Source organism: Xylanibacter ruminicola 23, assembly GCF_000025925.1.
GTDB classification, from domain to species: Bacteria; Bacteroidota; Bacteroidia; order Bacteroidales; family Bacteroidaceae; genus Prevotella; species Prevotella ruminicola.
On sequence record NC_014033.1, the window covers coordinates 3,237,562 to 3,264,553 of the forward strand.

Consider the following 26,992-nt stretch of genomic DNA (forward strand, 5'->3'; position numbering starts at 1 on the left):
ACTAAGAATTAAGAGATATGAAACAAAAACCTGATTTGTCTTTTTGGAAATTGTGGAATCTGAGTTTCGGATTCTTTGGCGTGCAGATTGCTTATGCTCTGCAGAGTGCTAATATTTCACGTATCTTCCGCACGTTAGGTGCCGATCCTCACTCTCTGAGTTTCTTCTGGATATTACCCCCGTTGATGGGTATTCTGGTGCAGCCTATCGTGGGTACGCTGAGCGATAGAACTTGGACCCGTTTCGGTCGTCGTATACCTTATCTGTTTATTGGTGCCTTGACTGCTGTAGCAGTAATGTGTCTGTTGCCAAATGCTGGTTCGCTAGGTCTTAGCATCTCCATGGTAATGATCTTCGGTTTGCTCATGCTGATGTTGCTCGATACCAGTATTAATATGGCCATGCAGCCATTTAAGATGATGGTGGGCGACATGGTAAACGAAGAGCAAAAGGGTAAAGCTTACTCTATCCAGTCGTTCCTGTGTAATGCGGGTAGTGTAGTGGGGTTCCTGTTCCCGTTCATATTTGCCTGGATTGGCCTGAAGAATGTGGCTCCCGAAGGCGTTGTACCCGATACGGTTATCTGGTCGTTCTATATTGGTGCTGCCATTCTTATTCTCTGCGTTATCTATACTACGCTCAAAGTCAAGGAGTGGACGCCTGAGGAGTATGCCGAATACAATCCTGTATCTAACGAGAAAGAAGATTCGGGCAACTGGTTCGTATTGCTTAAGAATGCCCCTTCGGCATTCTGGCGTATCGGCTTGGTGCAGTTCTTCAGTTGGGCTGCTTTCCTTTATATGTGGACATATGTGGTTGATGCAGTGTCGATTACGGTTTGGGATACTGCAGATTCTGCCAGCGAAGCTTATCAGGTGGCTGGTAACTGGACGGGTGTGCTCTATGCCATTCAGGCTATGAGCTCGGTAGCTTGGGCAGCCCTTATTCCACGCTTCAAGAGTATCAAATTGGCTTATGCTGTCAGCATGGCGCTGGGAGGTTTAGGCTTTGCACTTATTCCATTCTGTCCTGGTCAGTACCTGCAGATTGTACCATTCCTGTTTATCGGATGTGCTTGGGCTGCCCAGCTGGCATGTCCGTTCACACTGGTTACTAATGCCTTGCAGGGCTATGGTCACATGGGTGCTTATCTTGGACTCTTCAACGGAACCATTTGTGTGCCTCAGATTGTAGCAGCTTTGTTGGGTGGCTCTATCCTCACACTTGTTGGTAGCAACCAGGCCTATATGATGATTGTATCAGGTATCCTGTTGTTTGCCGGAGCCTGTGCCGTGTTCAATATCAAGACTAAAAAGTGAATCGATTAACTACGATTATACTTTCTTGTATGTTGTCGCTGACCATGTTGGCCAGCGGCAACATATTAACTGAGCGGTATAATCTGTCGTATATCAACCTCGAGAACGGCTTGCCGCATAACAATGTCAGTTCGCTTTATACCGATTCTAATGGTTTTTTGTGGATAGCAACATATGGTGGCGGATTAGTGCGTTACGACGGCTATGGTATGATGTCGCCGATGCTTGGTCTGAAGAGCCTGTCGTGCAAGTCGATAGCCGAGGACCGTTTTAAACGCCTGTGGGTTACCTTCGACGAAGGTACGAATGTCATCGACCTGCGTACGATGCTTACTGTCGTTCCCAAATCGCCTAATGCCGATTTGGTGTCGCTGCTTTCTCAGTCAGGTGTAAAATCCTACTGCGATGCTCTTGGACGTATCTGGCTTATTACCGACAAACGCGTTAATCTGATTACTTTTGCCGAAGATGGAAGTGTAGCTCATATTGCCTCATATCAGTATCGAGGTAATACCCCTGAGATATGTATTTGTGATGTTGAAGGAAATGGCAAACCTTGGGTAGGTATCGATTACGGTATCTATCGTATGGTAGAGAAGGATGGCAAACTGGTAAGAGAAGAGATATCTACCTTGCTCCATCCCTTGTATGGTCTTTATATTACCGATATCCTGAAGCGTGGTAATACTGTTTGGCTCACCACTAACCATGGTCTTTTCCGCTACGATCCATATCTGCAGCGTTTGGATCAGACGCCCATCCAGCATCTCTCGCACGAGTTTTTGTCGAGTCTCGCCCTGATGCCAGATAATACACTGTTGGTGGGTTCGCTATGCGGTGTGAACATCTACGACGATAAGTCGGGCACTTTTACGGCTTGGACGCAAGCCAGCAATCCACCACTGAAAAATGATTTTGTGCATTGCTTGCTGGTGAATGATGGATTGATATATGTGGGAACTGAGGCTGGTGGTATCATCAGACTCGTGCCAAGACAGTTGCTGTTGCAGAATAGTATTCACACTCAGGACCCCAGTTCTCTATCTCCCAATCCTGTGAATGCCATGTACGCAGCTCCTGATGGGACACTGTGGGTGGGAACAGTTGAAGGAGGTTTGAATCGCAGAGTTAAAGGCGAACGAGCGTTTATCCATTATACAAAGTCTAATTCAGCCCTGCCGCATAACAGTGTATCTACATTGGCTGCCGATGGCTATGGTCGTTTGTGGGTTGGCACGTGGGGAGGCGGACTCTGTTGGATTGACATGAAGAATCCTCAAACCATTGTCCGTCTTGAGCTTCCTGCCGAACAGGCCCGGTTAACCAATTATATCGGCGCCATGGCTTACGATGCCATTAACGGCGGCATGTGGATTGGTAGTAACGATGGTTTGTTTTTCTATAGTTTTAAAAACAAACAGTTGATAGAACCATTCGAAGAGTGCCAGTTGGTGCGAGGTTGTATAGGCTCGATCGTAACGCGCGATGGTCACTTGTGGATGGGGTGCATGCAAGGTGTTGTGATCGTCGATTTGAAATCAGAGAAGAATGGACAGTTTGCAACTCGCAATATCCGCCATCTTTTGGCCGATCCTACATCCAAAATCGTTGATAAGATTTCTTCGTTTTGCGAAACCAGCGATGGTACTCTGTGGTTGGGTAGTAACGGATACGGCTTGTATAAGCGTGTGGTGGATAATGATGGAAAGGAGCATTTTGATGTGCTGACGCAGGAGGATGGATTGGTATATAATGGCGTGAAAGGCATCGTAGAGGATCGTAATGGCAGATTATGGATTACTACTCAGAATGGTTTGTCGGTCTATGATCCCAAATTGCAGGCTTTTACTAACTACTCACAGCATGATGGATTGATAAGTCCGCATTTCTATTGGAACTCTGCTATAAAGGATGCTTCTGGTAATATTTGCTTGGGTAGCGAGGCAGGATTGATAGAAATGCTTGATGATAATACCGACACCCATTATCATGGTCATCTCACATTCACCCGATTGATGGTGGATAACCAAGAAGCATTAGCAGGCAGTGGCTATTTGACTGAAGACATCTCTGTGGCCAAGAATATCTGGTTGAAGGAGGGACATCGCTCTTTCTCTATTGATTTCTCTGCCCTCGACTATGGCTATGAGATGCAGGGTGTGTACAGCTACCGTATGAAGGGTTTTGATAACGATTGGGTTGTCTTAAAGCCTGGTGAGCATTCGGTGCGCTATAGTGTGTTGCCTGCAGGCAACTACACTTTTGAGGTGAACTATAAGTCGGTCCAGACGGCTGTTGAGGGTACTACCATCTCTATCGAGGTCGTTGTGAAACCGTATTTCTGGCGTAGCTGGTGGTTCCGTATGTTGCTAAGTATCCTGTTTATAGTATTCCTGATATATTTATATAATAGGTGGGCCGCAGTTGTAAAGCGTCGCGAGGCAGAGCAGTTACTGACACCTATCCGCAGGGTTTTGGAAGAGTCTGACGACCCTCGTCAGTTGCAGTCTCGCATCCAGAACATCCTGGATAACCAAGAGCGCTATAAGCAAAGCGTGACCAAGAGTGTGGAGGCCGACAAGGAGGAAGTAATGAAGAGTACACGTCCGTTTATGGAGCGTGTGATGGAGATTATGGAGACGCACTATATGGATTCCGAGTTCGGAGTGCAGGAGTTTTGTGATGCTTTGGGTATGAGCCGTAGTGTAGCCAGCAAGCATCTCAATGCCGAGGCTGGACTGCCTGTTGGACAGTTCATCCGCAATTACCGCTTGAATATGGCTAAGGAGATGTTATCGTCTAAAACCACTAACCGTAATATTACTGAGATAGCCTATGCAGTAGGCTTTAATGATCCTAAATATTTTACGCGCTGTTTTACTAAGATGTATGGTGTCAATCCAAGTTCTTGGTCTTGATTTAGCTCAAGGATGTGAATTGATATAGCTCAAGAAGTGGAAAATATACACGGATGAGGACAAAAATTATTTTGTCCTCCTTATTAATCATTTTGTCCACCATTGCTTTGTTTTATCTCCGTATCTTTGCGCCAGATTATTTCAAATTTTAACTAATTCAAATTAAAACTTAAAACAATTAGCAATGAGAAAACATGTATTTATCTCTGCGATGCTTGCGCTAGGTATGCTGGGCGGCCTGTCGGCTTATCCGGTTCCTGCTATGGCATTAGTGGCACAGCAAACCATTAAGGTTAGCGGCCAGGTTGTAGACCAAGAGGGAGAACCACTCATTGGTGCAACAGTGAAGTTGAAGGGGGCACAGACGGGTGTCATTACCGACTTCGACGGAAAGTTTACCATCGATGTACCTGCCAATGGTACACTTGTGGTGAGCTATGTAGGTTACAAGGATCGTGAGATAGCTGTACGCGGACGCGCGATTATTGAAACTATCGAAATGGAAAGCGACGCCATGATGCTCGACCAGGTTGTTGTGGTAGGTTATGGTGTACAGAAGAAAGCCGACCTTACAGGTTCTGTATCTATTGTGAATGCCGACGAGTTGAAGCGCGTTTCACATTCTAACATTTCTTCTATGCTCGAGGGTAAGGTAGCTGGTGTGCAGATTACCTCTGATGGTCAGCCTGGTGCCGACCCAACGGTACGTATCCGTGGTATCGGTAGCTTTGGTAGCACAGCACCTCTTTATGTTATCGATGGTGTGCCCGTAGGTACCAGTATTCGTGATTTCTCTCCAAACGATATCGAGACCATTCAGGTACTCAAGGATGCTTCTGCTGGTGCTATCTATGGTAGCCGTGCTGCAAACGGTGTGGTAATTATCACCACCAAGGGCGGAAAGAAGGAGCAGCCACTTAAGGTAGATTATAAGGGCTATTTCGGTGTGGATAAAATCCAGATAGGTGTTTACGATCTGACCAATGCCGAACAGTATAGTCGTTATCTGGGTATTGCTGCCGAGAATGCTGGTATTCCTGTTCCCGGTGGATATAGCTTGGGTTCTGATGGTTACTATCATTTCCGCGATAATACCGATACCGATTGGTTGGCCGAGGCCTTCAAGACTGGTATCCGTCAGAACCACAGCGTGAACCTGAGTGGTGGTGGTATTAATAATACCTATAATATAAGTCTTGATTACTATAATCAGAAGGGTACCCTCGAGGGTGCTGGTCCAAACTTCGAGCGTTATACTGCTCGTGTTAACAACACGATGGATACCAAGTTCGTGAAGTTCCGTACCAGTCTTGTTTATTCTCACTCCGATCAGGACAACCTGGCAGTATCTAATGCCAATGAGTATGTACAGGGTTTGTATGGTAATCTGGGTAACGTGTTAGGTGGTGTGCTCAATATGCAGCCTACCATTAAGGCTTACGACGCTTCAACATGGGTACTCGACGATGTGGTAGGCTCTGCCAGTGGCTACAAGTACGATGCTTATGGCTATGGTGTTTACTACGATACCGTACATGGCGATATCTCGGCTATGAACCCACTGCTGGTAAATAAGATGCTTACACGTAATACCATCGTCGATCGTTTTGTAGGTACCGCTTCTGCCGATGTCGATCTGCTGTCGATGGTAGGTATTAAGAGCAAGAATCATCAGCTCACTTATAAGATCAACCTGTCATATAGCACCACATCTTGTAATGATAAAACCTGGATTCCTGCATGGATTCAGAGTAACCGTGTATATCTGGCTAAGGAGAACGAGCGCCTTACCAAGGCTCATCGTAAGTACACTGATGCACTGATTGAGAATACACTTACTTACGATGGTACCATTGGTCTGCATCACGCTAACATCGTTGTAGGTCAGACCTATCAGGAGGAGAACACCCAGACACAGTCGGCTACTGGTGTTAACTTGTCGCAGCCTTACTTCCTGCAGCTGCAGAATGCCAGCTCTTGGAGTGCCGAAAGCTATGAGTACAAGCACACTTTGGCTTCTTACCTGGCTCGTTTGAACTACGACTTCGATGGCAAGTACCTCATTTCGGGTATCGTACGTCGCGATGGTAGCTCTCGTTTGTCAAAGGATATCCGCTGGGATACTTTCACATCTGTATCTCTTGGTTGGCGTTTCGATAAGGAGAAGTTCTTCCCCATCAATCGCGACATCGTGAATATGTTCAAGCTCCGTGCCAGCTATGGTGAGCTGGGTTACGAGGCTGCTGTAGGCGACTATGCCATCGAGGCAACTATGGCCCGTAACAACATGACCTATAGCTTCGGTAATCAGCCTGTTACTGGTTCGGCTGTTTCTACTTTCGTAAACGAGAACCTGACATGGGAGAAGAGAAAGACTATGAACGTAGGTCTTGATCTGGCTTTCTTCAATAACCGCATCGAGTTTACTGCCGAGTGGTATAAGAATAAGTCAGAGGATCTGCTTTATAACGTGCCTGTTCCAGCCAATGCAGGTGTGGCTAACACTTCAGTAACCATGAATGCCGCTTCGATGGAGAACAGCGGATTCGAGTTCTCACTCACCTATCGTAATCGCGATCACGCTCTGAAGCACGAAATCAGTGCTAACCTGAGCACCTTGAAGAATAAGGTTACATCGCTTGGTTTCGGTACGGAGAAGTATATCACTGGTTCTTATATCACCGAGGTTGGTCAGGAAGTTGGTAAGTTCTATGGTTGGGATTACCAGGGTATTATCCGTACCCAGGAGCAGCTCGATCAGCTGAACGCACTTGCACAGGCTCAAGGTCTGGAAGAGTATCAGCCAGGTGCCCATGTAGGTGATTGCTACTATCGCGATGTAAATGGCGACGGTCAGATTAATGCCGACGACCAGACAGTTTTGGGTAGCGGTCTGCCAAAGGTTAACTTTGGTTTGAGTGCACACCTCGAGTACAAGATTTTCGATTTGAGTATCTCAACTTATGGTGCCCTTGGTTACCATGTAACCGATTATCTCTATAACACCCTGAATTCAAGCTACGGCTACGGTAATAAGAGTGTTGATATTCTTGCTGCTAACCAGTGGGATGGTGGTACCTACGTATCAAACATCCCCCGCACTTACCTCTCTAACAGTGCAACCTTGGCTTGGAACGACCTGTTCAGCTGCCGCCAGATTCAGAATGCCGCTTACTGGAAGATTGCTAACGTAGAGCTTGGCTGCAACCTGCCTAACAAGTGGTTCGCCAACTACGTAACTGGTGTACGAGTATATGTTTCGGCTCAGAACCTCTTCACCTTCACAGGTTATAAGGGTTACAATGTCGATTATGCCGGTGGTACCTTCACTCCTGGATTCAACTACTGTTCGTACCCAACTGCCAGAAGCTTTATGGCTGGTTTGAATTTCACTTTCTAAGATGAGCATTGATATAATAATTGATAAATTGAAGTATATGAAACTACATAAAATTTCATTGGCTGTACTGGTAGGTCTTGGCACTCTCGCTTCGTGCGATAGCAAGTTGGATGTATCGAACCCTAACCAGCAAACCACAGCCACATTCGGCAACGATGTCGAATCATTAGAGGAGAATGTGATTGCTGCCTACAACCACATCCGTATGGAGGGCACCTATGCCCGTGTGGGCTATACACTCGACGTTTGTCGTGGTGATGAAGTTTGGAACTCATCGCAGGTATGGTATATGCCTTTCGATGACCTGAATGCACCTTTCACCGACGAGATTGGTCAGTGGTCATGGCGTGACTGGTATTACACCATCAATGTATGTAACTACACTATTACTCGTTGTGGCGAGGATAACTCAGTTCTTTCTGAGACTATGAAGCGCATCAAGGGACAGATGCTGTTCCTGCGCGGTCTGGCTTACTATAACCTGACTGGTTACTATCAGAACCCTATTCTGATTACCGATTATAATACCTATTCTACACTCGATGGTCTTTATGGTACTAACAGCACCTACGATGAGGCTTGGGATCAGGTAGAGAAGGACTTTGCCGAGGCTATGACCCTGCTGCCCAGTCGCGATGCAGGCGGTCAGTGGGCGCTGGGCCGTGCTACCAACGGTGCTGCTGCCGGCTATTATGCCCGTGCACTGATGATGCGTCATAAGTACAGCGAGGCTCTTGCCGTACTGAAGGATATCATTGGCGGAAAGTATGGTCACTATGAGTTGATGAAGAACTATGGCGATAACTTCCGCGAGGGCTCTGCTTATGAGAACAATGCTGAGAGCCTGTTCGAGATTCAGTATCTGGATTACGGCTCACAGGGTACCGACGACGAGTGGACACCTGTAAACACCAGTCCTAACGCTACTCAGGGTCATGCCGTTGAGAGTAACTTTGGTCCTGGTGACATGGGTGGATGGGCCGACCTTTCTGCCTCTCCATGGCTCTATCAGCTCTTTAAGTCTGAGAAGACCACCAGTGGTTCGCTCGATCCACGCCTGTATTGGACCATCGGTACTTACGAGCCCGAGTGGGATGGCTTTGAGTATGGTAACGTTTGCTATACCGTGCCTATGACAGCCGATGCCCCCGTGGTAACCAATAACAACAATGGTGGACTGCCTATTGCTAAGAATACCAACCTGCGTACTGGTCTTTACGATAAGGTGGTAACAGGTCTGCACTGCGGTATCAACCTGCGTATGATGCGTTACTCTGATGTACTGCTGCGTGCTGCTGAGTGCGAGAACGAGGTAAATGGTCCTACACAGCAGGCTATCGACTGGATTAACCAGGTTCGTAACCGTGCCGGTTTGGCCGATCTGAAGCTAGCTGATTTCTCTGGCAATGCCGATAAGCTGTTCGAGCAGATTGCTAACGTTGAGCGTCCTAAGGAGTTCGGTTGTGAGTTCGGTCGTGGTTTCGACCTTGTTCGCTGGGGCTTCTTCTACAGCGCCGATCGTCTGCAGCAGATTAAGGAGCATGGCACCTTCCGTCGTACCAACGACAAGACCCGTGTAAAAGAGCCTGTAAGCTATGCCGAGGTAGGTCTCGATCCTGAGCTCAAGAGTTCGTACGACAGTTGGATCCAGGGTCATGAGTTCTTCCCCATCTATCAGGGAACACTGAATGATAACCCCAACCTGGTTGGTAACTCAGCCAACAAGAGCGAGAGCAATGCCGATAAACTTTACGGCCCTGTTCATCCTGTGGTGAACCTCAAATAAAAGGTAAATAAGAAAAAGGTAAAAAAGTAAAAACTATAAGATTATGAAATACAATAAAATAGCAACAGTCATCTGTTCGGCTGCCTTGAGCTTGCTCACGCTGACAGGTTGCGAAGGTGGTGATTTGTTCAGCATCAATGCACCCGATTGGCTTTCGTCAAAGGCTGATTCTATTGCTGCCGAAAAGGCTAAGAATCAGGGCGACGATGTGATTGAAGGTATGGAGGAGGATGTGTACACCGTTGGTGCTACCGATTACTCTACAGGCTGGTGGGCTCAGTTCTCTAAGTACTATCAGATTCCCGAAGGCGGCAAGTGGATTGCTCAGTTCAACCTGAATATCAATCCCAGTGCCTCTAACACTTATAAGAACTTTGCCATGATTATTACTAACGACGAGGATCGTGGTGCTGGCAACTATAAGGAGTATGGTGCTATCCGATACGACTATCAGCCCAGTGGTAACTCTGAGTGGGGTGACTATATCGACCGTAGTCTGGCATCGAGCGACTTGGAGTTTGCTACCGATACCGATACTGGTGTTGATAAGTTAGGTGGTAAGGTAACACTCACTATCGACCGTACCAATGGTGGATTGGTGGTTACCATGACTAATGGCGTGGTTACAAAGACCTATAACCAGACTTCGGCTCTGGTTAACCTGAATGCTGATGCCTCTAACGGCACTATCCGCGCATTCCTGGTTCCCGAGGGTTCTTATATTAGCTGGCTGGGTTCTACCATCGAGCCTATCGGTGGCTTTACCTCTAAGGAGGATAAGCAGCCACTTTCGATGACACTGAATGGTGTGCCCAAGAAGGTGCTGCAGGGTACCGAGGCTGCCGATGCCTTTGCTAATGTTACTGCTACAGTTCAGTTCGAGCAGGGTGTATCTAAGGAGGTTACAGCCAAGGATCTTACCTTCCAGGCTATTCCAAATATGGATCAGTTGGGCAGTAAGACGCTGGTAGCCGTTTACAACAAGACCTATAAGGGCGAGGCTGCTAATCCTATTATCGCATACGCTTCATTCCAGGTGGTTGATAAGATGTACACCAGCATTGGTGCTACCGATAACACGACTGCCTTCTGGGGTGCTCATTCTGAGAATATCAAGGTTGGTGCTAAGGAAACGTTTGTTTCGCGCTTTACCAACTATACCAATGGTCAGAACAACTGGAACAACTTCTGCGTTGTTCTCTGTGCTGCCGATAATTCTGAGTATGCCGTAGTACGTGCCGATAACTATGGTTGGGGTGCAGGCTATGAGAATAATGCCGCCCTCGAACTTTCTGGTGGTCAGAGCGACTGGGGTGCATGGCTCAAGGCTATGGATGGTGCCAAGGTTACTACCTATGTTACTAACCATGGTAACGGTTCTGCCGATGTGAAGGCTGTGATGGTTGGCAACAACGGCGTTACCTATACACAGGAGTATAAGGGTATCAAGATTAACTCCGACGACTTCTACTTCCGCTTTACCGTGGATGGTAGCCATCTTGAGTTCGATGATGTGGTTGGTGCCGAGGATAACTCTACAGCCTTCTGGGGTGCTCACTCTCAGGACTTCAACGTACCTTCGGGCTATACCGTTAGCACACGCATCAAGAACTTTACAAACCTCCAGAACAACTGGAATAACTTCTGTGTAGTTCTTACCAGCGATGGTACCAACGAGTATGGTGTGGTACGTGCCGACAACTATGGCTGGGGCGACAGCTATGGTGCTTGCACACCAAGTGGTGGTCAGAGCGACTGGGGTGCATGGCTCAAGGCTATGGACGAGGCTATGGTAACCGTATCTGTTACTAACAAGGGCGGTTCGGCCGATGTGAAGTGTGTGATGGCAGGTAACGATGGCAAGACCTATAAGCAGGATTACATTGGTATCAGCCCCATCAGTAGCGATCTCTATTTCCGATTCACTGTAGATGGGAGTCACTTGATTTTCGAATAATTTAAATTGATGAAGAAGTATCTGTATATACTACTGTCTGCACTGGTTCCCATGGGTGCTTTGGCGTACACGCTGAAGCGAGTAAGCGTACACGACCCAAGCATCGTGTGGGAGCCAGCGTCCCAGACGTACTACATTTTCGGCTCGCACCGTGCGGCGGCAAAAACTACCGATCTGATGAACTGGACAGCGTTTACGGCTCCTTGGGCCACAGCATCCAGTCAGAATGCAGCCAACAGTGCAGCCTTTACAACCCCCGCAGTAACTACCGTTAAGAAAGGCGGTGCAACTGTGTCGTTGCCAAAATTCAGTGCTACAGCTTGGGCTAAGCGTGGTAGTACCAGTTATAATGTTGATGGCAATATGTGGGCGCCAGATGTTATCTGGAATAAAGCCATGAAAAAATGGTGTATGTACCTTAGTGTGAATGGCGATAACTGGTATTCGAGCATCATTCTGCTTACAGCCGATAATATCGAAGGTCCCTACCTTTATCAGGCTCCTGTGGTGATGAGTGGTTTCCATACCGGCACATCCTATAAGGATACCGATCTCGAAGTGGCCATCGGTACTCAGGCTTCGTTGCCAGGTCGCTATGCTGTGGGCAGCAACTGGGGCAAACGTTATCCCAACTGCATCGACCCTTGCGTGTTCTACGACGAGGATGGTAAGCTATGGATATCGTACGGCTCCTGGAGTGGTGGTATATGGATGCTCGAACTTGATGAGAATACTGGTCTGCGTGACTACGATGTGGAATATACCCTGACCGGTGCTGGCGATGGTGTAACTGTCGACCCTTATTTCGGCAAGAAAGTTGCTGGCGGTTTCTATGTGTCGGGCGAAGCCTCGTACATCGAGCATATCGGTAACTATTACTTCTTGTTTGTAACCTACGGCGGACTGGCTGCAGGTGGTGTGGCCAGCGACTATAACAATGGCGGTTACCAGATGCGTGTGTTCCGTTCTGAGAAACCCGATGGTCCTTATCTGGATACTGAGGGCAAGGATGCTATCTTCCAGAGTTTTATGGTCAATTTCGGTCCGCAGTCAAAAACCGATCGTGGTGTGAACATCTTTGGTGCTTATGGCGATTGGGGCAACATGGCTACAGGAAATCTCTCAGAGCGCTCGCAGGGTCACAACTCTATCCTTGCTGCCGAAGATGGCCGTACCTATCTGGTTTATCATACCCGTTTCCAGAATTCTGGCGAGAACCATCAGGTGCGTGTGCATCAAGTGTTCCAGAACCAGGATGGTTGGCTGGTAGCAGCTCCATTCGAGTATACTGGCGAGCAGGTAAAGAGTGCCGATATTGCTACCTCTCAGCAGATAGCAACAGCCCAAGTTCCTGGAGGTTACAAGCTGTTGATACATAAATATCGCCTGAATCACACTACCAAGGAACTGGTTACCCCCGTAGAAATCCAACTCAATGCCGATGGTAGCATAAGTGGCAGTCAGAGTGGTACTTGGAGTATTAACGAGGGCACCTCGTACATCACCATCACGTTGGGTTCAACCGTTTATAAAGGTGTGATGGTAGAACAGAACTTGGAGAATAAAACATTTAGCGACGATAAGACACCTGCATTCACGGCTTTGGCCGATGATGGTGTTACCATCTGGGGCTATAAGTATAGCGAAACCACTGGCATCAGCCAAACGCTATCTGACAATATACGCCAGAATGGGGCTATCTATGATATGCAAGGTCGCCGCGTAAACAATCCACAACGTAAAGGAATCTATATCCAGAACGGTAAAAAATACATAGTAAAATAAGAATATGAGAAAAACAGTTGTCTCGTTGATGCTGTTAGTCCTGAGTGCAAACCTGGCGGTTTATGGACAGCAGCACCCCAAGCAGCGTATGCCTTTTGTTACAGACACACCCATGGTGCACGACCCTGTGATGGCCTACGAGGATGGTACTTATTATATCTTTGCCACAGGTATGGGCATCCAGAAAATGACTTCAACTGATCGTAAGAACTGGACGGTGCATACAGAGCCGGTGATGTCGGTTATCCCTAAGTGGACACACGATTCTGTGCCAGGTTTCCAGCAGCATGTCTGGGCACCCGATGTGATTCAGTGGCATGGCAAATGGTGGATGGCTTATAGCTGCTCTACCTTTGGTAAGAACGGCTCGACCATCGGACTGCTCTCTACCCAGAAGCTGGCTTCTGGCTTGTGGAACGACGAGGGCTGTATCGTTACTTCGCGCGAAGGTCGTGACAACTGGAATGCCATTGATCCTAACTTTGTGATCGACGACCAGGATCAGCCTTGGCTGGTATGGGGCAGTTTTTGGGACGGCATCCAACTGGCGCGTCTCGATTCCACCATGCATATCGCCAAGGGTGAAAAACCTCGTACCATCGCCCGCAGGTTTAACTTGGATAGTAAGGCCAGCAAGAATGCGCTGCCCATCAATCCTAATCCACCCAAGAATCCAACGTCCGACTATGCCGGACCAAATGCCATCGAAGCTCCATTTATCTTCAAACACGCAGGATACTATTATCTGTTTGTATCGTGGGATTATTGTTGTCAGGGTAGCAAGAGCAATTATCGTGTAGCGGTAGGTCGTAGCAAAACCATCGATGGTCCGTATCTCGACCGTCATGGCATTGATATGCGCTATGGTGGTGGCAACCTCTTTATCGAGGGCGATAAAAAGGCATTCGAGGCTGCTGGTCATTGCGCAGCTTACCATATCGATGGTCAGGATGTTTTTATCTGTCACGGCTATAGCATTGCTCACCAAGGAGCATCTATTCTCATCCAGCGTCCTATCAGTTGGACGCCTGACGGATGGCCGACTTTGAAATAATGAAAAGAAAAGTGATAAAGTGAAGAGTTATGTTCACCATAGTTAGTTATAAGTTAGTTAGAAATAAAGAATTTTGCAGTAATGTTTGGTTAAAGGCGATAACAATGCTTTTCGCTTTTCACTTTTCTTTTACTTCGGCTTTCGCCCAGTCGTGGACGGCCGATAACGGTAATGGCACATTTACCAACCCGCTTTTCTACGATGAGTTTTCCGATCCCGACATTCTGCGTGTGGGCGACGACTACTATCTGGCTGGTACCACCATGCATACCGTGCCTGGTCTGGTGATTCTGCACTCCAAGGATTTGGTTAACTGGGAGAATATCTCGTATTGCTTTGATCGTTTCGATTTCGATGACGATGCTTTCTCTCTCAAAAACCACAAGGAGATTTACGGTCAGGGTGTATGGGCACCTGCCATCCGTTATGCTAACGGCCAGTTTTATGTGTTTACCAACATCAACGGTAAAGGTCTGCAGTGTTATACCTCGAAGGATATCCGTGGCCCTTGGCAGCATCATAACATGCAGGGCAACATCTACGATCTCTCCGTGCTTTTCGACGACGACGGTAAGATTTATGCCATCCATAAGTATGGCGAGGTGCACTGTACCGAATTGAAGCCTGATATGAGCGGTCCTGTTGAGGGTACTGATCGTGTAATTATCCCCGAGGGCAATGCCATCGGCGAGGGCCATCATGTGTATAAGATTAATGGTATGTATTATATCATATCTACCGATTATATGCCTAATGGCCGTACCCTCTGTAGTCGTTCCAAAAGCATCTGGGGACCTTACGAAACTGTTACCATTACCGCCGACGAAACCTTTGGCTACCATGCCGCCCCGCTTACACAGGTGCCGCAAGGCGTAAAATATCGTATTGGCGAGGATGGAACCAAGTTCGGTATTCCTCAGGTTGATAAAGATGCCACAGCCTGCACCAACATCCACCAGGGTGGTATCGTTCAGGATCAGAGCGGCCAGTGGTGGGCACTATTGATGATGGACTTTCATAGCATCGGCCGCACCGTTTGTCTCTCACCCATCACCTGGAAGGATGGCTGGCCTATGATAGGCCTTGAAGGCAATCTTGGTCGTGCGCCTCGTACCTGGTTCAAACCCAATATTAGTGTCAACGCTCAAGCACATGCCCCATATCTGCGTAGCGAGGATTTTAATGCTGCAAAGCTTGGTCGCGTGTGGCAGTGGAACCACAATCCTGATGATAGTAAGTGGAGCTTGAAAAAGGGCCGCTTGCGTCTTCAATCGATGCCTGCCGAACAACTGATGTGGGCACGAAACACACTCACTCAGCGTGTCATCGGTCCTACGTCTATCACCACTGTCGAGCTCTTTACCAAAGGTTTGAAAGATGGCGATGTGGCAGGTCTTGGCAATATCAACGTGCCCTGCTCGTGGATAGGCATTGTAAAAGATGGTAATACCCTTACACTCCGCTGCTTCGAACAGGCCACCAATGATACTATCAATCAAAAAGTGAATGCCGAAAAGCTGTGGCTCCGTATGGTGGGCGATTATGATAACAATCTGGCTCATTATGAGTATTCGCTCGATGGCAACACTTATCAGCAACTGGGTCGCGAAATGCCACTCAGCTATCAGCTTATCTCGTTCCAGGGCTCGCGCCATGCCCTTTTTGCCTTTAATCATAAAGGAAAACAGGGCGGATATGCCGAGTTCGACAATTTTAAGGTAGTAGAGCCACAGGCCGATCGTAGTGGTAATATCCCTTATGGCAAGAGCTTCCGCATCATTAATCTAGCTACCGGCAAGCCAGCCATCGCTCAGAAGCATGGTTTGCTTTATGATACGGATAAGTCTGATCAGAGTCTACAAACGCGTTTCCATATCATCGATAAAGGTCAGGGCAGAGTGTTTCTTCAGTGCGAAGATGGGCGCTATGTATGGTGTTCAGGCTTTGGTATTCCAGGCGATGTGCGCCTGACTACCGATGAGTCGAAGGCCGAGATGTTCCTGTGGCAGGACTATCTCAACCACGAGTTTATGCTCCTTTCCTTGCGTACCCACCGTTACATCGGTAAGAGTCCCACCACAGGCAGTCCTTATTCGATGGACTACGCTGGTGCCGACCCTGCCCGTCGCAATGGCGCCGTATTCCGTTGGGAGTAATTATTTTGCGATGAGGGCTTGCACCTGGGCGGGGGTGAGCTTGCCTGAGTTGATAAACTCCTGCATGATGTCGTTGAGTTTGTTTTCAACCTCTTCGGTGATGGTGTAATCCCATGTTAACGCCTCTTCGATGCTAACACGTACACCGCCCTTGTTATGACTGTTGTCCAAGCAATAGAGCGTGATGTCGGGATGCTCTTTCAGCAGATAGGCAATGCGCCCCTTAAAGAGCGGATAACAATACACATAGTAATAGTGACTCATGGCACGATTCGACCTGATTAAGCGGTTAATCATATTCGTGAATCCTGTTACCGGATCGTTGTGCACAAACACGATGCTGGCTTTAAACCCACGGTCTTGTACCATTTTTAGGCGACTCTCGAATGATGGAATACTGATAAAAGCACCATCGTACACCAATCCTGCACTATGGGCTAGCGCTTTCAGTTTGGGATTGTTCCTCAAAGCAGTAGATTTGCCAGATGCTGTCGATCCCATCATAAAAAAGATGGTTTTGTTACCTTCGGCCTCAGCACGGTCAATCAGTCTGGCTAATACCAAACTGTCTATCTGTCGGCTGGCCATGATATAATCGGTAACGTTCAGTCCGTTGTAGCCAATGCATTTTAATTCCTCGCGTACATTGTCGGGGTCGAGAATATTGCCACTTTTTGCCAGATACGAGTCTGCCAGCGAGTCGAGATGTTCGCCCACCCATTTATATGCCGCATCGAGTTTAATAACCAACTGTGTCGAGTCGGTTTTCTCGTTGGTATTGCTACTTAAGTTTGCTGCCAATGCTGTAGTTTGCCAAAGCATCAGCAGTGCTATAAGTATTGTTTTATAAATAGCACGTTTAAACATAATCATATTACTTCTTGGCTGCAAATATACAACATATTTTTAAAATAACAGGTTTTTACCATCATTTTTAGGGTAAAGTGTTTGCGTTTTGCAGAAAATGTCCTATTTTTGCAGCAGAAAAATAAACTAAATGTTATGAAACTACTGCTTGTATCGATGTTTATGGCACTCGTTTCGCAGAGTGCTTTTGCGCAGAATGACTTTGTAAAAGGAGCCGATGTGGGATTTCTCACAGGTCAGGAAAAACATGGTGTAAAATTTCACGATCGTGATGGAAAGGAACGAGAATGCTTGGAACTGTTGAAGAAGGACTACCAGATGAAGGCCATCCGCATGCGAGTGTGGGTGAACCCACGTGGCGGCATGAACGATAAGCACGAGTTGCTGGCTATGGCCAAGCGTGCCAAAGCACTTGGTATGGACCTGATGGTTGACTTTCATTACAGCGACTCGTGGGCCGACCCTGCCAAGCAGCCTATCCCCGAGGCTTGGAAAAATCATAGTTACAAGCAGATGAAGAAGGATGTGCGCCAACATACCATCGATGTACTATCGCTGCTCAAAGCTAATGGCATAGAGCCACGTTGGGTGCAGGTGGGTAACGAAACGGCCAACGGACTGCTCTGGCCCATGGGACATATCGAGCAGAATCCCAAGCAGTATGCAGGTTTTATCCGAGCTGGCTACGATGCTGTAAAGAAGGTATTTCCTCGTGCCATCGTTATCGTGCATCTGGATCGCGGACACTTGCAGAGCCTCTACGATTATAACCTTGACATCGTAAAGAAGTATGGTGGCAAGTTCGATATGATAGGCATGTCGCTCTATCCCTACTGGGCCATGCAGGATCATCCCGAATTGAATCCCGATGGCATTATTACCGACTGTATGGCCAACATCCGCCATTGTAGCGAAAAATACGGCTGCGATGTGATGATAGTTGAAACAGGTTTTGAGGTAGATGAGCAGCATCCTGAAAAGATGGACGAGGGTCGCCGCCAGCTAACCCGTGTGATTCGCGAGGCACGTAGCGAAACCAATGGCCGTTGCCGTGGTGTGTTCTACTGGGAACCCCAGTGCCTGCCTGGTGGCTATAAGCTCGGCGCCTTTAACAGTAACGCCGCGCCAACAACCATCATGGAGGCTTTTAATGAGTAAATTAGCTTCCTTATATATTATTGTATTTCTGCTGTTGTGTAGTGGTTCTGCTACAGCGCAGATACAAATGCCATCTATCCCCAATGGCGTAATCGATACCACTCAGTATGAAACTGTGGGGTTACACCCGGCTGCTAACGTAAAAAATGTTACGGTGTTTAAGGCAACTGACGATTCCGACCACTATGCAAATGGCGTTGTGCTGGCTGCGTTTAAGGGAGCGTTGTACTGCATGTGGCAAAGCTCTCCTAAGGATGAGGATAGCGATGATACCCGTGTGGTTTACAGCATCAGTAACGATGATGGTAACACATGGAGCAAGCCTATAACGCTGGCTGCACCAGATAAGGATTGTTATTGTACATCAGGCGGCTGGCTGGTTAATGGTGATACACTGTTAGCTTTTATTGATACTTGGCAGAAGGGACTTTCGCCACGAGGCGGAAAGACTTGTTATATAACCAGTACCGACGGACTTTCGTGGAGTTCCATGAAACCTGTAAGAATGGCCGATGGCAGCGAGATGGATGGTGTGTTAGAGCAAGATCCCTATCGCTTGCCTGATGGGCGTATAGTAGGGGCCACTCACTTTATGCCAGGATTACATGTATGTCCTGTTTATACCGATGATCCGAAAGGTATTAGCGGTTGGCGTAAAGGACTGTTTGAATACAAAGACTTGGGCAAAACATCGCGAGAGATTGAGCCCAGTCAGTACGTACAGCCCGATGGCACCATTGTGATGCTGTTCCGTGACCAAAGCAGTAGCTTCCGTAAATTAGTATCTATAAGTAAGGATAGGGGAGAAACATGGACAAGACCTGAATGCACAACTATTCCAGATGGGCGTACCAAACAATGTGCAGGTAATCTACCCGATGGCACCTCGTATATGGTTAGCTGTCCAGCCCCAGCCAAGCGCCGCTGGCCGCTCGTGCTGCATCTGAGCTGCGATGGTATTAAGTTTGATAAGGCCGTCTTATTGCGTAGTGGTTCAGCAAGCGATTTGCCGCCACGACGCTATGAAGGAAAATATAAAACCTTGGGATATAGCTATCCCAAGGCCATTGTGTTTCATCAAAAACTATATATAGGCTATTCTACCAATAAGGAAGATGTGCAATGTACTATCGTTAACCCTTTAGGGCTTTAACGTGATGGTAACATTTTTTTGTTGTCTTTGTAGTCGATTTTTTGAATTAATAAAAATAATTGTTTAACTTTGCACCCAAACAAACTACAGAAATGAAAAAATTACTATTTACATTGGTTTTTGTGTTAGGCAGTATGGCTACTGCTTTGGCCGAGAATTATCCCTATCGTGCTGATTATTTGTGGCTTACGGTGCCCAATCACGCCGACTGGCTCTATAAGACAGGCGAACGTGCCAAGGTCGAGGTGTCGTTCTGCCTTTATGGTATGCCACAAAATGTGGAAGTGGCTTATGAGATAGGGCCCGATATGATGCCTGCTACGTCATCTGGTAAGGTGACACTTAAGAATGGTCGTGCCGTGATTGATATGGGGACGATGAAGAAACCTGGTTTTCTTGATATGCGACTGAGCGTTGATGGCAAGTATCAGCATCATGTTAAGGTGGGCTTCTCGCCTGAGCTGTTAAAGCCCTACACCAAGAATCCTCAGGATTTCGATGCATTCTGGAAGGCAAACCTCGATGAGGCTCGCAAAACACCTGTATCAGTAAGTTGTAATAAGGTAGATAAATATACCACCGACGCGTTTGATTGCTATCTCCTGAAAATCAAGACCGATCGTCGTCATAGCATCTATGGCTATCTCACCAAACCCAAGAAGGCAGGTAAGTACCCCGTTGTGCTCTGTCCCCCAGGTGCAGGTATCAAAACCATCAAGGAGCCTATGCGTAGTACTTTCTACGCCAAGAACGGTTTTATCCGTCTGGAGATGGAAATTCACGGCCTGAACCCAGAGATGACCGACGAGCAGTTTAAGGAGATAACCACGGCTTTTGATTACGAAAACGGATATCTTACTAATGGGCTCGACGATCGCGATAACTACTACATGAAGCATGTTTATGTGGCATGTGTGCGTGCTATCGACTACCTGACATCACTCCCTGATTGGGATGGCAAGAATGTTTTTGTTCAAGGCGGTAGTCAGGGTGGTGCCCTTTCGCTCGTTACGGCAGGTCTCGATCCTCGTGTAACAGCCTGTGTTGCCAACCATCCTGCTTTAAGTGATATGGCCGGCTACTTGGATAACCGTGCTGGTGGCTATCCTCATTTTAACCGATTGAAGAATATGTTCACTCCCGAAAAGGTTAACACTATGGCTTATTACGATGTAGTAAACTTTGCCCGTCGTATTACCTGTCCGGTTTATATCACTTGGGGATATAATGATAATGTGTGTCCGCCAACTACCAGCTATATTGTCTGGAACCTGATAACAGCGCCCAAGGAATCGCTCATTACACCTATCAATGAACATTGGACTACTTCAGAAACAAATTATACTCAGATGCTATGGCTCAAAAAACAAGTAAAATAATCCTTGCGTTGATGGCGTTCTGCTGTCTTAATGCTTCAGCGCAGAAACGCGAAAAATTCGAGTTTATGCGTAATCTGCCTGTGTATGCCGACTCGCTAATTGCCCATTTCGATTATCCCTTGGCTTGGGAGAATAGTGGCATCAAGAAGTTTGGGAAGTGGAAGAAGATTGCACGCCAGAAGGTGTTTGACTGCATGCTGATGCCACCGCCACCACCAGCCGATGGGTATCAGACGAAGGTTCTATTCGAGGAACAGCGCGATGGTTATAAGGCGCAGAAGATTGAGATTCGCTTGTCGCAGTACTATACCGTACCTGCCTATGTGCTCATCCCCGATGGCAAAGGCCCATTTCCTGCCATCAATCTGTTGCACGATCATGGTGCCCATTTATATATAGGTAAGGAGAAGATGATACGTCCGCTATCCTGTGAGGATAAAGCGGTAGTGAAAGATGCTGAGGAGTGGCTGGCTGGTTACGAAGGCCAGTTCTTTGGCGATTATCTGGCCAGGCAGGGCTATGTGGTATTCTCTGCCGATGCCCCGATGTGGGGAGAACGTGGACAGAAAGAAGGACCGCGCCGCGACCGATACGATATGATAGCTGGCAATATGATGCTGTATGGCATCGACCTTTCGGCCTGGATGACTTACGACGATATCGCTGGTACCGAGTTCTTAGCGCAGATGCCTGAGGTTGATGCCTCGAGGATTGGTTGCACAGGCTGGTCGATGGGTGCCTATCGTGCCTGGATGCTGGCTGCACTCAGCGACCGCATCAAAGTTAGCGCCTCGGTATGCTGGATGGTTACAGCCGATGAACAGCTGTCGTTTAAGTACGACCGTACCGAGAATGGTGGCTTTGCCAACTGCTTCCCTGGTCTGCGCCGCTGGATGGATTATCCCCATGTGGCTAGTATCGCTTGCCCTAAACCTATGCTCTTTATCAATGGTAAACAGGATAAACTGTTCCCTGTGGCTGGTGTCGAAAAGGCTTTTGCCATCATGCACAACACCTGGAAAAGTCAGGGTGCCGACGATAAATTGGAAACTGAACTTTGGGATATCCCCCACAGCTGTGGTCTGAAAGCACAGCAGCGTGTGCTCGAATTCTTCAAGAAACACTTATAAAAGGAAACTACTAAAATATGAAAAGAACGATTTTAATGGCAGTTGTCTGCCTGCCTCTTTTAGCTTCGGCTCAGTATGTGTCGAAGGTGTGGAGCCCCGAAAAGGGCGATGGCACCTACACCAATCCTGTGATTAATGCTGATTATAGCGACCCCGATGTGTGCGTGGGTGCCAGCGGCGAGGATTATTACATGACGGCTTCGTCGTTTCAGTGCGTGCCTGGTCTGCCCATCCTGCACTCCAAGGATTTGGTAAACTGGGAGATTATTAATTATGCATTAGGCAATCTGTACGAGGGCGATGAGGCTTTGCTCGAGCATTTTAGTTCGCCTCGTCATGGTGCTGGCGTTTGGGCACCCAGTATCCGCTATCATGCCGGCTGGTACTATATCTATTGGGGCGATCCCGACTTTGGTGTGTATATGGTAAAAACACAGGATCCTGCCGGCAAGTGGGAGGCTCCCGTTTGTGTGATTAAAGGGCAGGGGTATATCGATACCACGCCGCTTTGGGACGATGATGGACGCTGCTATCTGGTTAACGGATGGGCCAACAGTCGTTCTAAGTTCGCCTCGGTACTCACGGTGCGTGAATTATCAGCTGATGGCACTCGTGTCATTGGCCAGCCTGTGATTGTTTTTGATGGCAACGGCACTGAGAATCGTACTTGTGAGGGACCGAAATTCTACAAGCGCGATGGTTGGTACTGGATTATGTGTCCTGCAGGCGGCGTGCCCACTGGCTTCCAGTTGGCCATGCGTAGTCGCAGCCCTTATGGTCCTTATGAGCATAAGATAGTATTAGCTCAGGGCAAAACTACTATCAACGGCCCTCATCAGGGTGGTTGGGTACATACCAAATACGGCGAGGATTGGTTCCTGCATTTCCAGGATAAAGAGGCTTATGGTCGTGTGGTTCACTTGAATCCCGTTGATTGGAGCACCGGTTGGCCCATCATGGGTAAGAAGGGCGAGCCTGTAACTACCTATAAGAAACCAAAGAGCAGTTCAACGCTGGTGATTAATCCTGTTGAAAGCGACGAGTTTAATAGTAACAAGCTAGGCCTGCAGTGGCAATGGCATGCCAACTACGATGAGAAATTCGGTATGCCCACCGCCTTTGGCACCTATCGTATCTATAATTATAAACTCTCGGATAACTTCGTGAACTTCTGGGAGGTGCCCAATCTGTTGCTCCAGAAAACACCTGCCGATAAGTTTACCGCTACCACCAAAATCCGCTTTACTTCGAAAGCTGAAGGACAGATGGGCGGCCTCATTATGATGGGCCTCGACTATTCGGCGTTGGTAGTAAAGCGTGTGGGTAAGCAGTTCCAATTGCTGCAACTCACCTGTAAGGCAGCCGATAAAGGCACTCCGCAGACAGAGCAGCTGATAGCAACCCTAAAACCCTCAGCCGAGGATAAGATCGATTACAAACCAGCTATCCACATGGATATCTATCTCCGTTTGAGTGTAGATAACTCTAAGTTGAAGTTCGCCTACAGTCTGGATGGCAAGAAGTTCAAATCCTGTGGTACTGAGTTCCAGATGCGCGAGGGCAAATGGATTGGCGCTAAGTTCGGTTATGTATCTGTAGATGATAATGCTAAATCCGATCGTGGCAATCTGGATGCCGACTGGATTAGGGTAACACCATAAGGTGCTTATATATAATAAGGTGTGGGCTTGTATCTATGGGATGCAAGCCCTTTTTTATTATGCAAACGTTTGCACGTCAAAAATAACATTTTTAAACAGAAAAAAGAATAACGTATTGAAATCTGATTTATCTTTGCACCGATGAAACTGTAAATTCAAGCTCCCAAGAAGCTTAAAACGATATAACAATAACAAATTAACTCTAATTCAAATGTAATGATGAAGCAGGTAAACATTCAATTCCCGATGAGGATGATTGGCCTTATTTTAGGTCTGTTCCTATCGGTAAGTGCCTTTGCGCAGATTGACGTAAAAGGTCATGTGAAAGATGCTACAGGCGAACCCATTATCGGCGCAACAGTACGTGTTGACGGCACACAGGCCGCCACTGTTACTGATTTCGACGGTAACTTCGTGCTGAAGGCAGAACAGGGTGCAAACATTACCGTGAGCTATATTGGCTATCAGAGCCAGACGGTAAAGGCTGCTCCCAGTTTGGTGATTACGCTCCAGGACGATGCTGCTGTTCTTAACGAGGTAGTGGTTATCGGATATGGTGCAGTAAAAAAGAGCGACCTGACTGGTTCGGTTACAGCTTTGAAGCCCGATACAAAGAACAAGGGTTTGGTTGTTAACGCTCAGGACATGATGCAAGGTAAGATTGCCGGTGTTAATGTAACAAGTGGTGGTGGTTCTCCTGGTGGTGGCGCTACCATCCGTATCCGTGGTGGTTCTTCATTGAATGCATCTAACGACCCTCTGATTGTGATCGACGGTGTGGCAATGGATAACAATGGAGTGAAGGGTCTTTCTAACCCCCTTTCAATGGTAAACCCACAGGATATCGAGTCGTTCAACGTGCTGAAGGATGCTTCAGCTACTGCTATCTATGGTAGCCGTGGTTCAAATGGTGTTATCATCATCACCACAAAGAAGGGCCGCAAGGGCATGGCTCCTCAGGTATCTTACGCAGGTAATGTTTCTCTGAGTGCTAAGAAGAAGACTATCGATGTAATGGATGGCGATGAGTTCCGTGCATTCATCAAGTCGGCATTCGCAGGTAAGGCTAACTATGATGAGGCTGTTGGCGTTCTTGGTGATGCTAACACCGACTGGCAGAAGCAGATTTATCGTACCGCAATCAGCCACGATCACAATGTAACTGTTGCTGGTGCATTCAACAATCTGCCTTATCGTTTGTCACTTGGCTATACCGATCAGCAGGGTATCCTGAAGACTTCTGACTTCAAGCGCTACACAGCTGCTTTGAACCTGAATCCTTCGTTCTTTAAGGATCACCTGACATTGAACCTGAATGCTAAGGGCATGTGGGCAAAGACTCAGTATGCCGACACCGAGGCTATTAGTGCAGCTGTTCGTATGGATCCTACCCAGAGCATCTATGATACAACATCTACAGATGCTGCTAACTTTGGTGGATTCTTCCAGTGGCGTAACCCAGGTGCTACTCTCAACGACCCATCATGGCCTTATACTCACAACAACCTCTCTGTAAAGAACCCTGTTTCTTTGCTCGAGTTGAATGACGACCGTGCTATCAGCCGCTCATTCATCGGTAATGCTGAGGCTGACTATAAGATTCATGGTTTTGAGGACCTGCGCCTCCACCTTACTTTGGGCGCCGACGTATCTGAGGGTAAGCAGTGGACAGATAAGCCAGGTTCTAACCCTTCAGCCATCTACTATGGTTCACATGGTTGGGATCGTATCACCAAACGTAACCTATCACTCTCTGCTTATGCACAGTATTATAAGGACTTTGCTAAGCTTCACCACTTCGATATCATGGGTGGTTACGAGTGGCAGCACTTCTGGCGCTCTCAGAAGAATAACTATTGGGGAGCATATCCTTCTACCAATACTGTTAAGCCAGGCGAGTATAACAACTGGACCATGTATAGCTACAAGACCGAGAACTACCTCGTATCGTTCTTCGGACGTATGAACTATATCTTCAATGAGCGTTACTATCTCACAGCAACTATTCGTGACGACGGTTCTTCACGTTTCAAGGATCACTGGGCACTCTTCCCATCAGTTGCTCTGGCTTACAAGATGAGCGAGGAGACTCCTCTTAAGAATATCAGCTGGCTTTCTGATTTGAAGCTCCGTCTTGGTTGGGGTAAGACTGGTCAGCAGGAGGGTATTGGCGACTACAACTACTTCCCTGTATATAAGCAGAACTCTGGTTCAGAGGGTAGCTACTACGATTTGATGGGCGATGGTACTTTTGTACGTCCAAATGCTTACGACCCGAACCTGAAGTGGGAGACCACAACTACTTATAATGCCGGTATCGACTTCGGATTCCTCCAGAACCGTATCAGTGGTAGTGTAGATGTTTATCATCGTAAGACCACCGATCTGTTGAACACCGCATTCGTACCCGCAGGTTCTAACTTCCGCAACCAGGTAACAACCAACATCGGTTCTCTCGAGAACACTGGTGTTGAGCTCGCTCTGAGTTGGAAGCCTGTTCAGACCAAGGATTGGTACTGGACCATCGATTACAACTTTACTTATAACCACAATGAGATTACCGAGCTGATTGGTGGCGATGACGACTATTATGTTGCTACTGGTGGTATTTCAGCAGGTACTGGTAATAATATCCAGGCTCATACTGTTGGAAAGCCAGCTAATTCGTTCCATGTTTATCAGCAGGCTTACGATGTAAATGGTAATCCTATCGAGAATCAGGTAGTTGACCGTAATGGTGACGGCCAGATTACAGAGGACGACCTCTATTACTACAAGAGCCCAATGGCTCCTGTTACAATGGGTCTGAGCTCTCGCGTAGAGTATAAGAACTGGGACTTCGGTTTCACTCTCCGTGCAAGCATTGGTAACTATGTATTCAACGACCTGATGGCTGGTCAGAGCAACGTATCAGCAGGATCTGTTTACTACTCTGGCTATATGTCAAACCGTCCTACTTATGTAGTTCCATTCAACTATCAGACCTACGACACTCGTAACATCCTCTCTGACCGTTGGGTACAGAATGGATCGTTCCTGAAGTGTGATAACATCACACTGGGTTATAGCTTCGAGAACCTCTTCCCAATGGGTAGCTATAAGGGCGTTAGCGGTCGTGTATACGCTTCGGCAACAAACGTATTCACTATCACTAAGTACAAGGGTATCGATCCTGAAGTGTTTGGAGGTATCGATAATAACCTCTATCCACGTCCTATTACTTTCCAGCTGGGTCTGAATCTGAATTTCTAAATTCACCATTTAAATTA

General features: G+C 47.4%; 14 protein-coding genes and 1 pseudogene. 14 read left to right on the forward strand and 1 reads right to left on the reverse strand.

Annotated features, from left to right (window positions below; all coding sequences use genetic code 11):
- The first annotated feature begins 17 nt into the window (after window positions 1–17).
- The 8 genes and pseudogenes from PRU_RS13680 (at window position 18) to PRU_RS13715 (ending at window position 16,375) form a co-directional block, all read left to right on the forward strand.
- Window positions 18–1,319 (forward strand): MFS transporter, encoded by a 1,302-nt coding sequence (locus PRU_RS13680; protein WP_013064553.1) that lies wholly within the window; start codon window positions 18–20, stop codon window positions 1,317–1,319.
- Window positions 1,316–4,237 (forward strand): two-component regulator propeller domain-containing protein, encoded by a 2,922-nt coding sequence (locus PRU_RS13685; RefSeq protein WP_013063949.1) that lies wholly within the window; start codon window positions 1,316–1,318, stop codon window positions 4,235–4,237. Before PRU_RS13680 ends, PRU_RS13685 begins: the two co-directional genes overlap by 4 nt.
- A gap of 184 nt (window positions 4,238–4,421) precedes the next feature.
- On the forward strand, window positions 4,422–7,637 hold the full coding sequence (locus PRU_RS13690; protein ID WP_041386318.1) for a SusC/RagA family TonB-linked outer membrane protein: 3,216 nt from the start codon (window positions 4,422–4,424) through the stop codon (window positions 7,635–7,637).
- A gap of 37 nt (window positions 7,638–7,674) precedes the next feature.
- Complete coding sequence (locus PRU_RS13695; RefSeq protein WP_033150532.1) at window positions 7,675–9,423, forward strand: RagB/SusD family nutrient uptake outer membrane protein; 1,749 nt, start codon at window positions 7,675–7,677, stop codon at window positions 9,421–9,423.
- Between the two features lie 43 nt (window positions 9,424–9,466).
- A pseudogene (locus PRU_RS13700) lies at window positions 9,467–10,930 on the forward strand (hypothetical protein); the annotation flags it as partial.
- Window positions 10,931–11,389: 459 nt separating this feature from the next.
- Window positions 11,390–13,165, forward strand: coding sequence for a glycoside hydrolase family 43 protein (locus PRU_RS13705; RefSeq protein ID WP_013063755.1), 1,776 nt, complete (start codon window positions 11,390–11,392; stop codon window positions 13,163–13,165).
- A 4-nt stretch (window positions 13,166–13,169) separates the two neighbouring features.
- Entirely contained in the window at window positions 13,170–14,219 is a 1,050-nt protein-coding gene (locus PRU_RS13710; RefSeq protein WP_013064174.1) for a family 43 glycosylhydrolase, read from the forward strand.
- Between the two features lie 104 nt (window positions 14,220–14,323).
- A complete protein-coding gene (locus PRU_RS13715) occupies window positions 14,324–16,375 on the forward strand; it encodes a glycoside hydrolase family 43 protein (protein ID WP_041386321.1) in 2,052 nt (683 codons plus the stop codon).
- Here PRU_RS13715 and PRU_RS13720 read toward each other — a convergent pair whose 3' ends face one another.
- Window positions 16,376–17,248, reverse strand: a complete 873-nt coding sequence (locus PRU_RS13720) for a hypothetical protein (protein WP_041386323.1) — start codon at window positions 17,246–17,248, stop codon at window positions 16,376–16,378.
- 129 nt (window positions 17,249–17,377) lie between these two features.
- On the opposite strand from PRU_RS13720, the gene PRU_RS13725 reads away from it, so the two are divergent.
- The 6 genes from PRU_RS13725 (at window position 17,378) to PRU_RS13750 (ending at window position 26,975) form a co-directional block, all read left to right on the forward strand.
- On the forward strand, window positions 17,378–18,400 hold the full coding sequence (locus tag PRU_RS13725) for a glycoside hydrolase family 53 protein (RefSeq protein WP_013063402.1): 1,023 nt from the start codon (window positions 17,378–17,380) through the stop codon (window positions 18,398–18,400).
- Complete coding sequence (locus tag PRU_RS13730; RefSeq protein WP_013063757.1) at window positions 18,393–19,553, forward strand: exo-alpha-sialidase; 1,161 nt, start codon at window positions 18,393–18,395, stop codon at window positions 19,551–19,553. The genes PRU_RS13725 and PRU_RS13730 overlap by 8 nt, the downstream gene beginning before the upstream one ends.
- A 59-nt stretch (window positions 19,554–19,612) precedes the next feature.
- On the forward strand, window positions 19,613–20,932 hold the full coding sequence (gene axe7A / locus PRU_RS13735) for an acetyl esterase Axe7A (RefSeq protein ID WP_013064540.1): 1,320 nt from the start codon (window positions 19,613–19,615) through the stop codon (window positions 20,930–20,932).
- A gap of 11 nt (window positions 20,933–20,943) precedes the next feature.
- Window positions 20,944–22,062, forward strand: coding sequence for an alpha/beta hydrolase family protein (locus tag PRU_RS13740; protein ID WP_013064981.1), 1,119 nt, complete (start codon window positions 20,944–20,946; stop codon window positions 22,060–22,062).
- A 17-nt stretch (window positions 22,063–22,079) separates the two neighbouring features.
- Entirely contained in the window at window positions 22,080–23,723 is a 1,644-nt protein-coding gene (locus PRU_RS13745) for a glycoside hydrolase family 43 protein (protein WP_041386327.1), read from the forward strand.
- Between the two features lie 216 nt (window positions 23,724–23,939).
- Window positions 23,940–26,975: a SusC/RagA family TonB-linked outer membrane protein gene (locus tag PRU_RS13750; RefSeq protein ID WP_013064223.1), complete on the forward strand. Its 3,036-nt coding sequence runs from the start codon at window positions 23,940–23,942 to the stop codon at window positions 26,973–26,975.
- Window positions 26,976–26,992: the final 17 nt, after the last annotated feature.

What these genes read in the sequence shown, in the direction of transcription:
- PRU_RS13680 (WP_013064553.1), top strand. Translation starts at nt 18, where the DNA reads ATGAAACAAAAACCTGATTTGTCTTTTTGGAAATTGTGGAATCTGAGT.
- PRU_RS13690 (WP_041386318.1), top strand. Translation starts at nt 4,422, where the DNA reads ATGAGAAAACATGTATTTATCTCTGCGATGCTTGCGCTAGGTATGCTG.
- PRU_RS13695 (WP_033150532.1), top strand. Translation starts at nt 7,675, where the DNA reads ATGAAACTACATAAAATTTCATTGGCTGTACTGGTAGGTCTTGGCACT.
- PRU_RS13705 (WP_013063755.1), top strand. Translation starts at nt 11,390, where the DNA reads ATGAAGAAGTATCTGTATATACTACTGTCTGCACTGGTTCCCATGGGT.
- PRU_RS13710 (WP_013064174.1), top strand. Translation starts at nt 13,170, where the DNA reads ATGAGAAAAACAGTTGTCTCGTTGATGCTGTTAGTCCTGAGTGCAAAC.
- PRU_RS13715 (WP_041386321.1), top strand. Translation starts at nt 14,324, where the DNA reads ATGCTTTTCGCTTTTCACTTTTCTTTTACTTCGGCTTTCGCCCAGTCG.
- PRU_RS13720 (WP_041386323.1), bottom strand. Translation starts at nt 17,248, where the DNA reads ATGATTATGTTTAAACGTGCTATTTATAAAACAATACTTATAGCACTG.
- PRU_RS13725 (WP_013063402.1), top strand. Translation starts at nt 17,378, where the DNA reads ATGAAACTACTGCTTGTATCGATGTTTATGGCACTCGTTTCGCAGAGT.
- PRU_RS13730 (WP_013063757.1), top strand. Translation starts at nt 18,393, where the DNA reads ATGAGTAAATTAGCTTCCTTATATATTATTGTATTTCTGCTGTTGTGT.
- PRU_RS13740 (WP_013064981.1), top strand. Translation starts at nt 20,944, where the DNA reads ATGGCGTTCTGCTGTCTTAATGCTTCAGCGCAGAAACGCGAAAAATTC.
- PRU_RS13745 (WP_041386327.1), top strand. Translation starts at nt 22,080, where the DNA reads ATGAAAAGAACGATTTTAATGGCAGTTGTCTGCCTGCCTCTTTTAGCT.
- PRU_RS13750 (WP_013064223.1), top strand. Translation starts at nt 23,940, where the DNA reads ATGATGAAGCAGGTAAACATTCAATTCCCGATGAGGATGATTGGCCTT.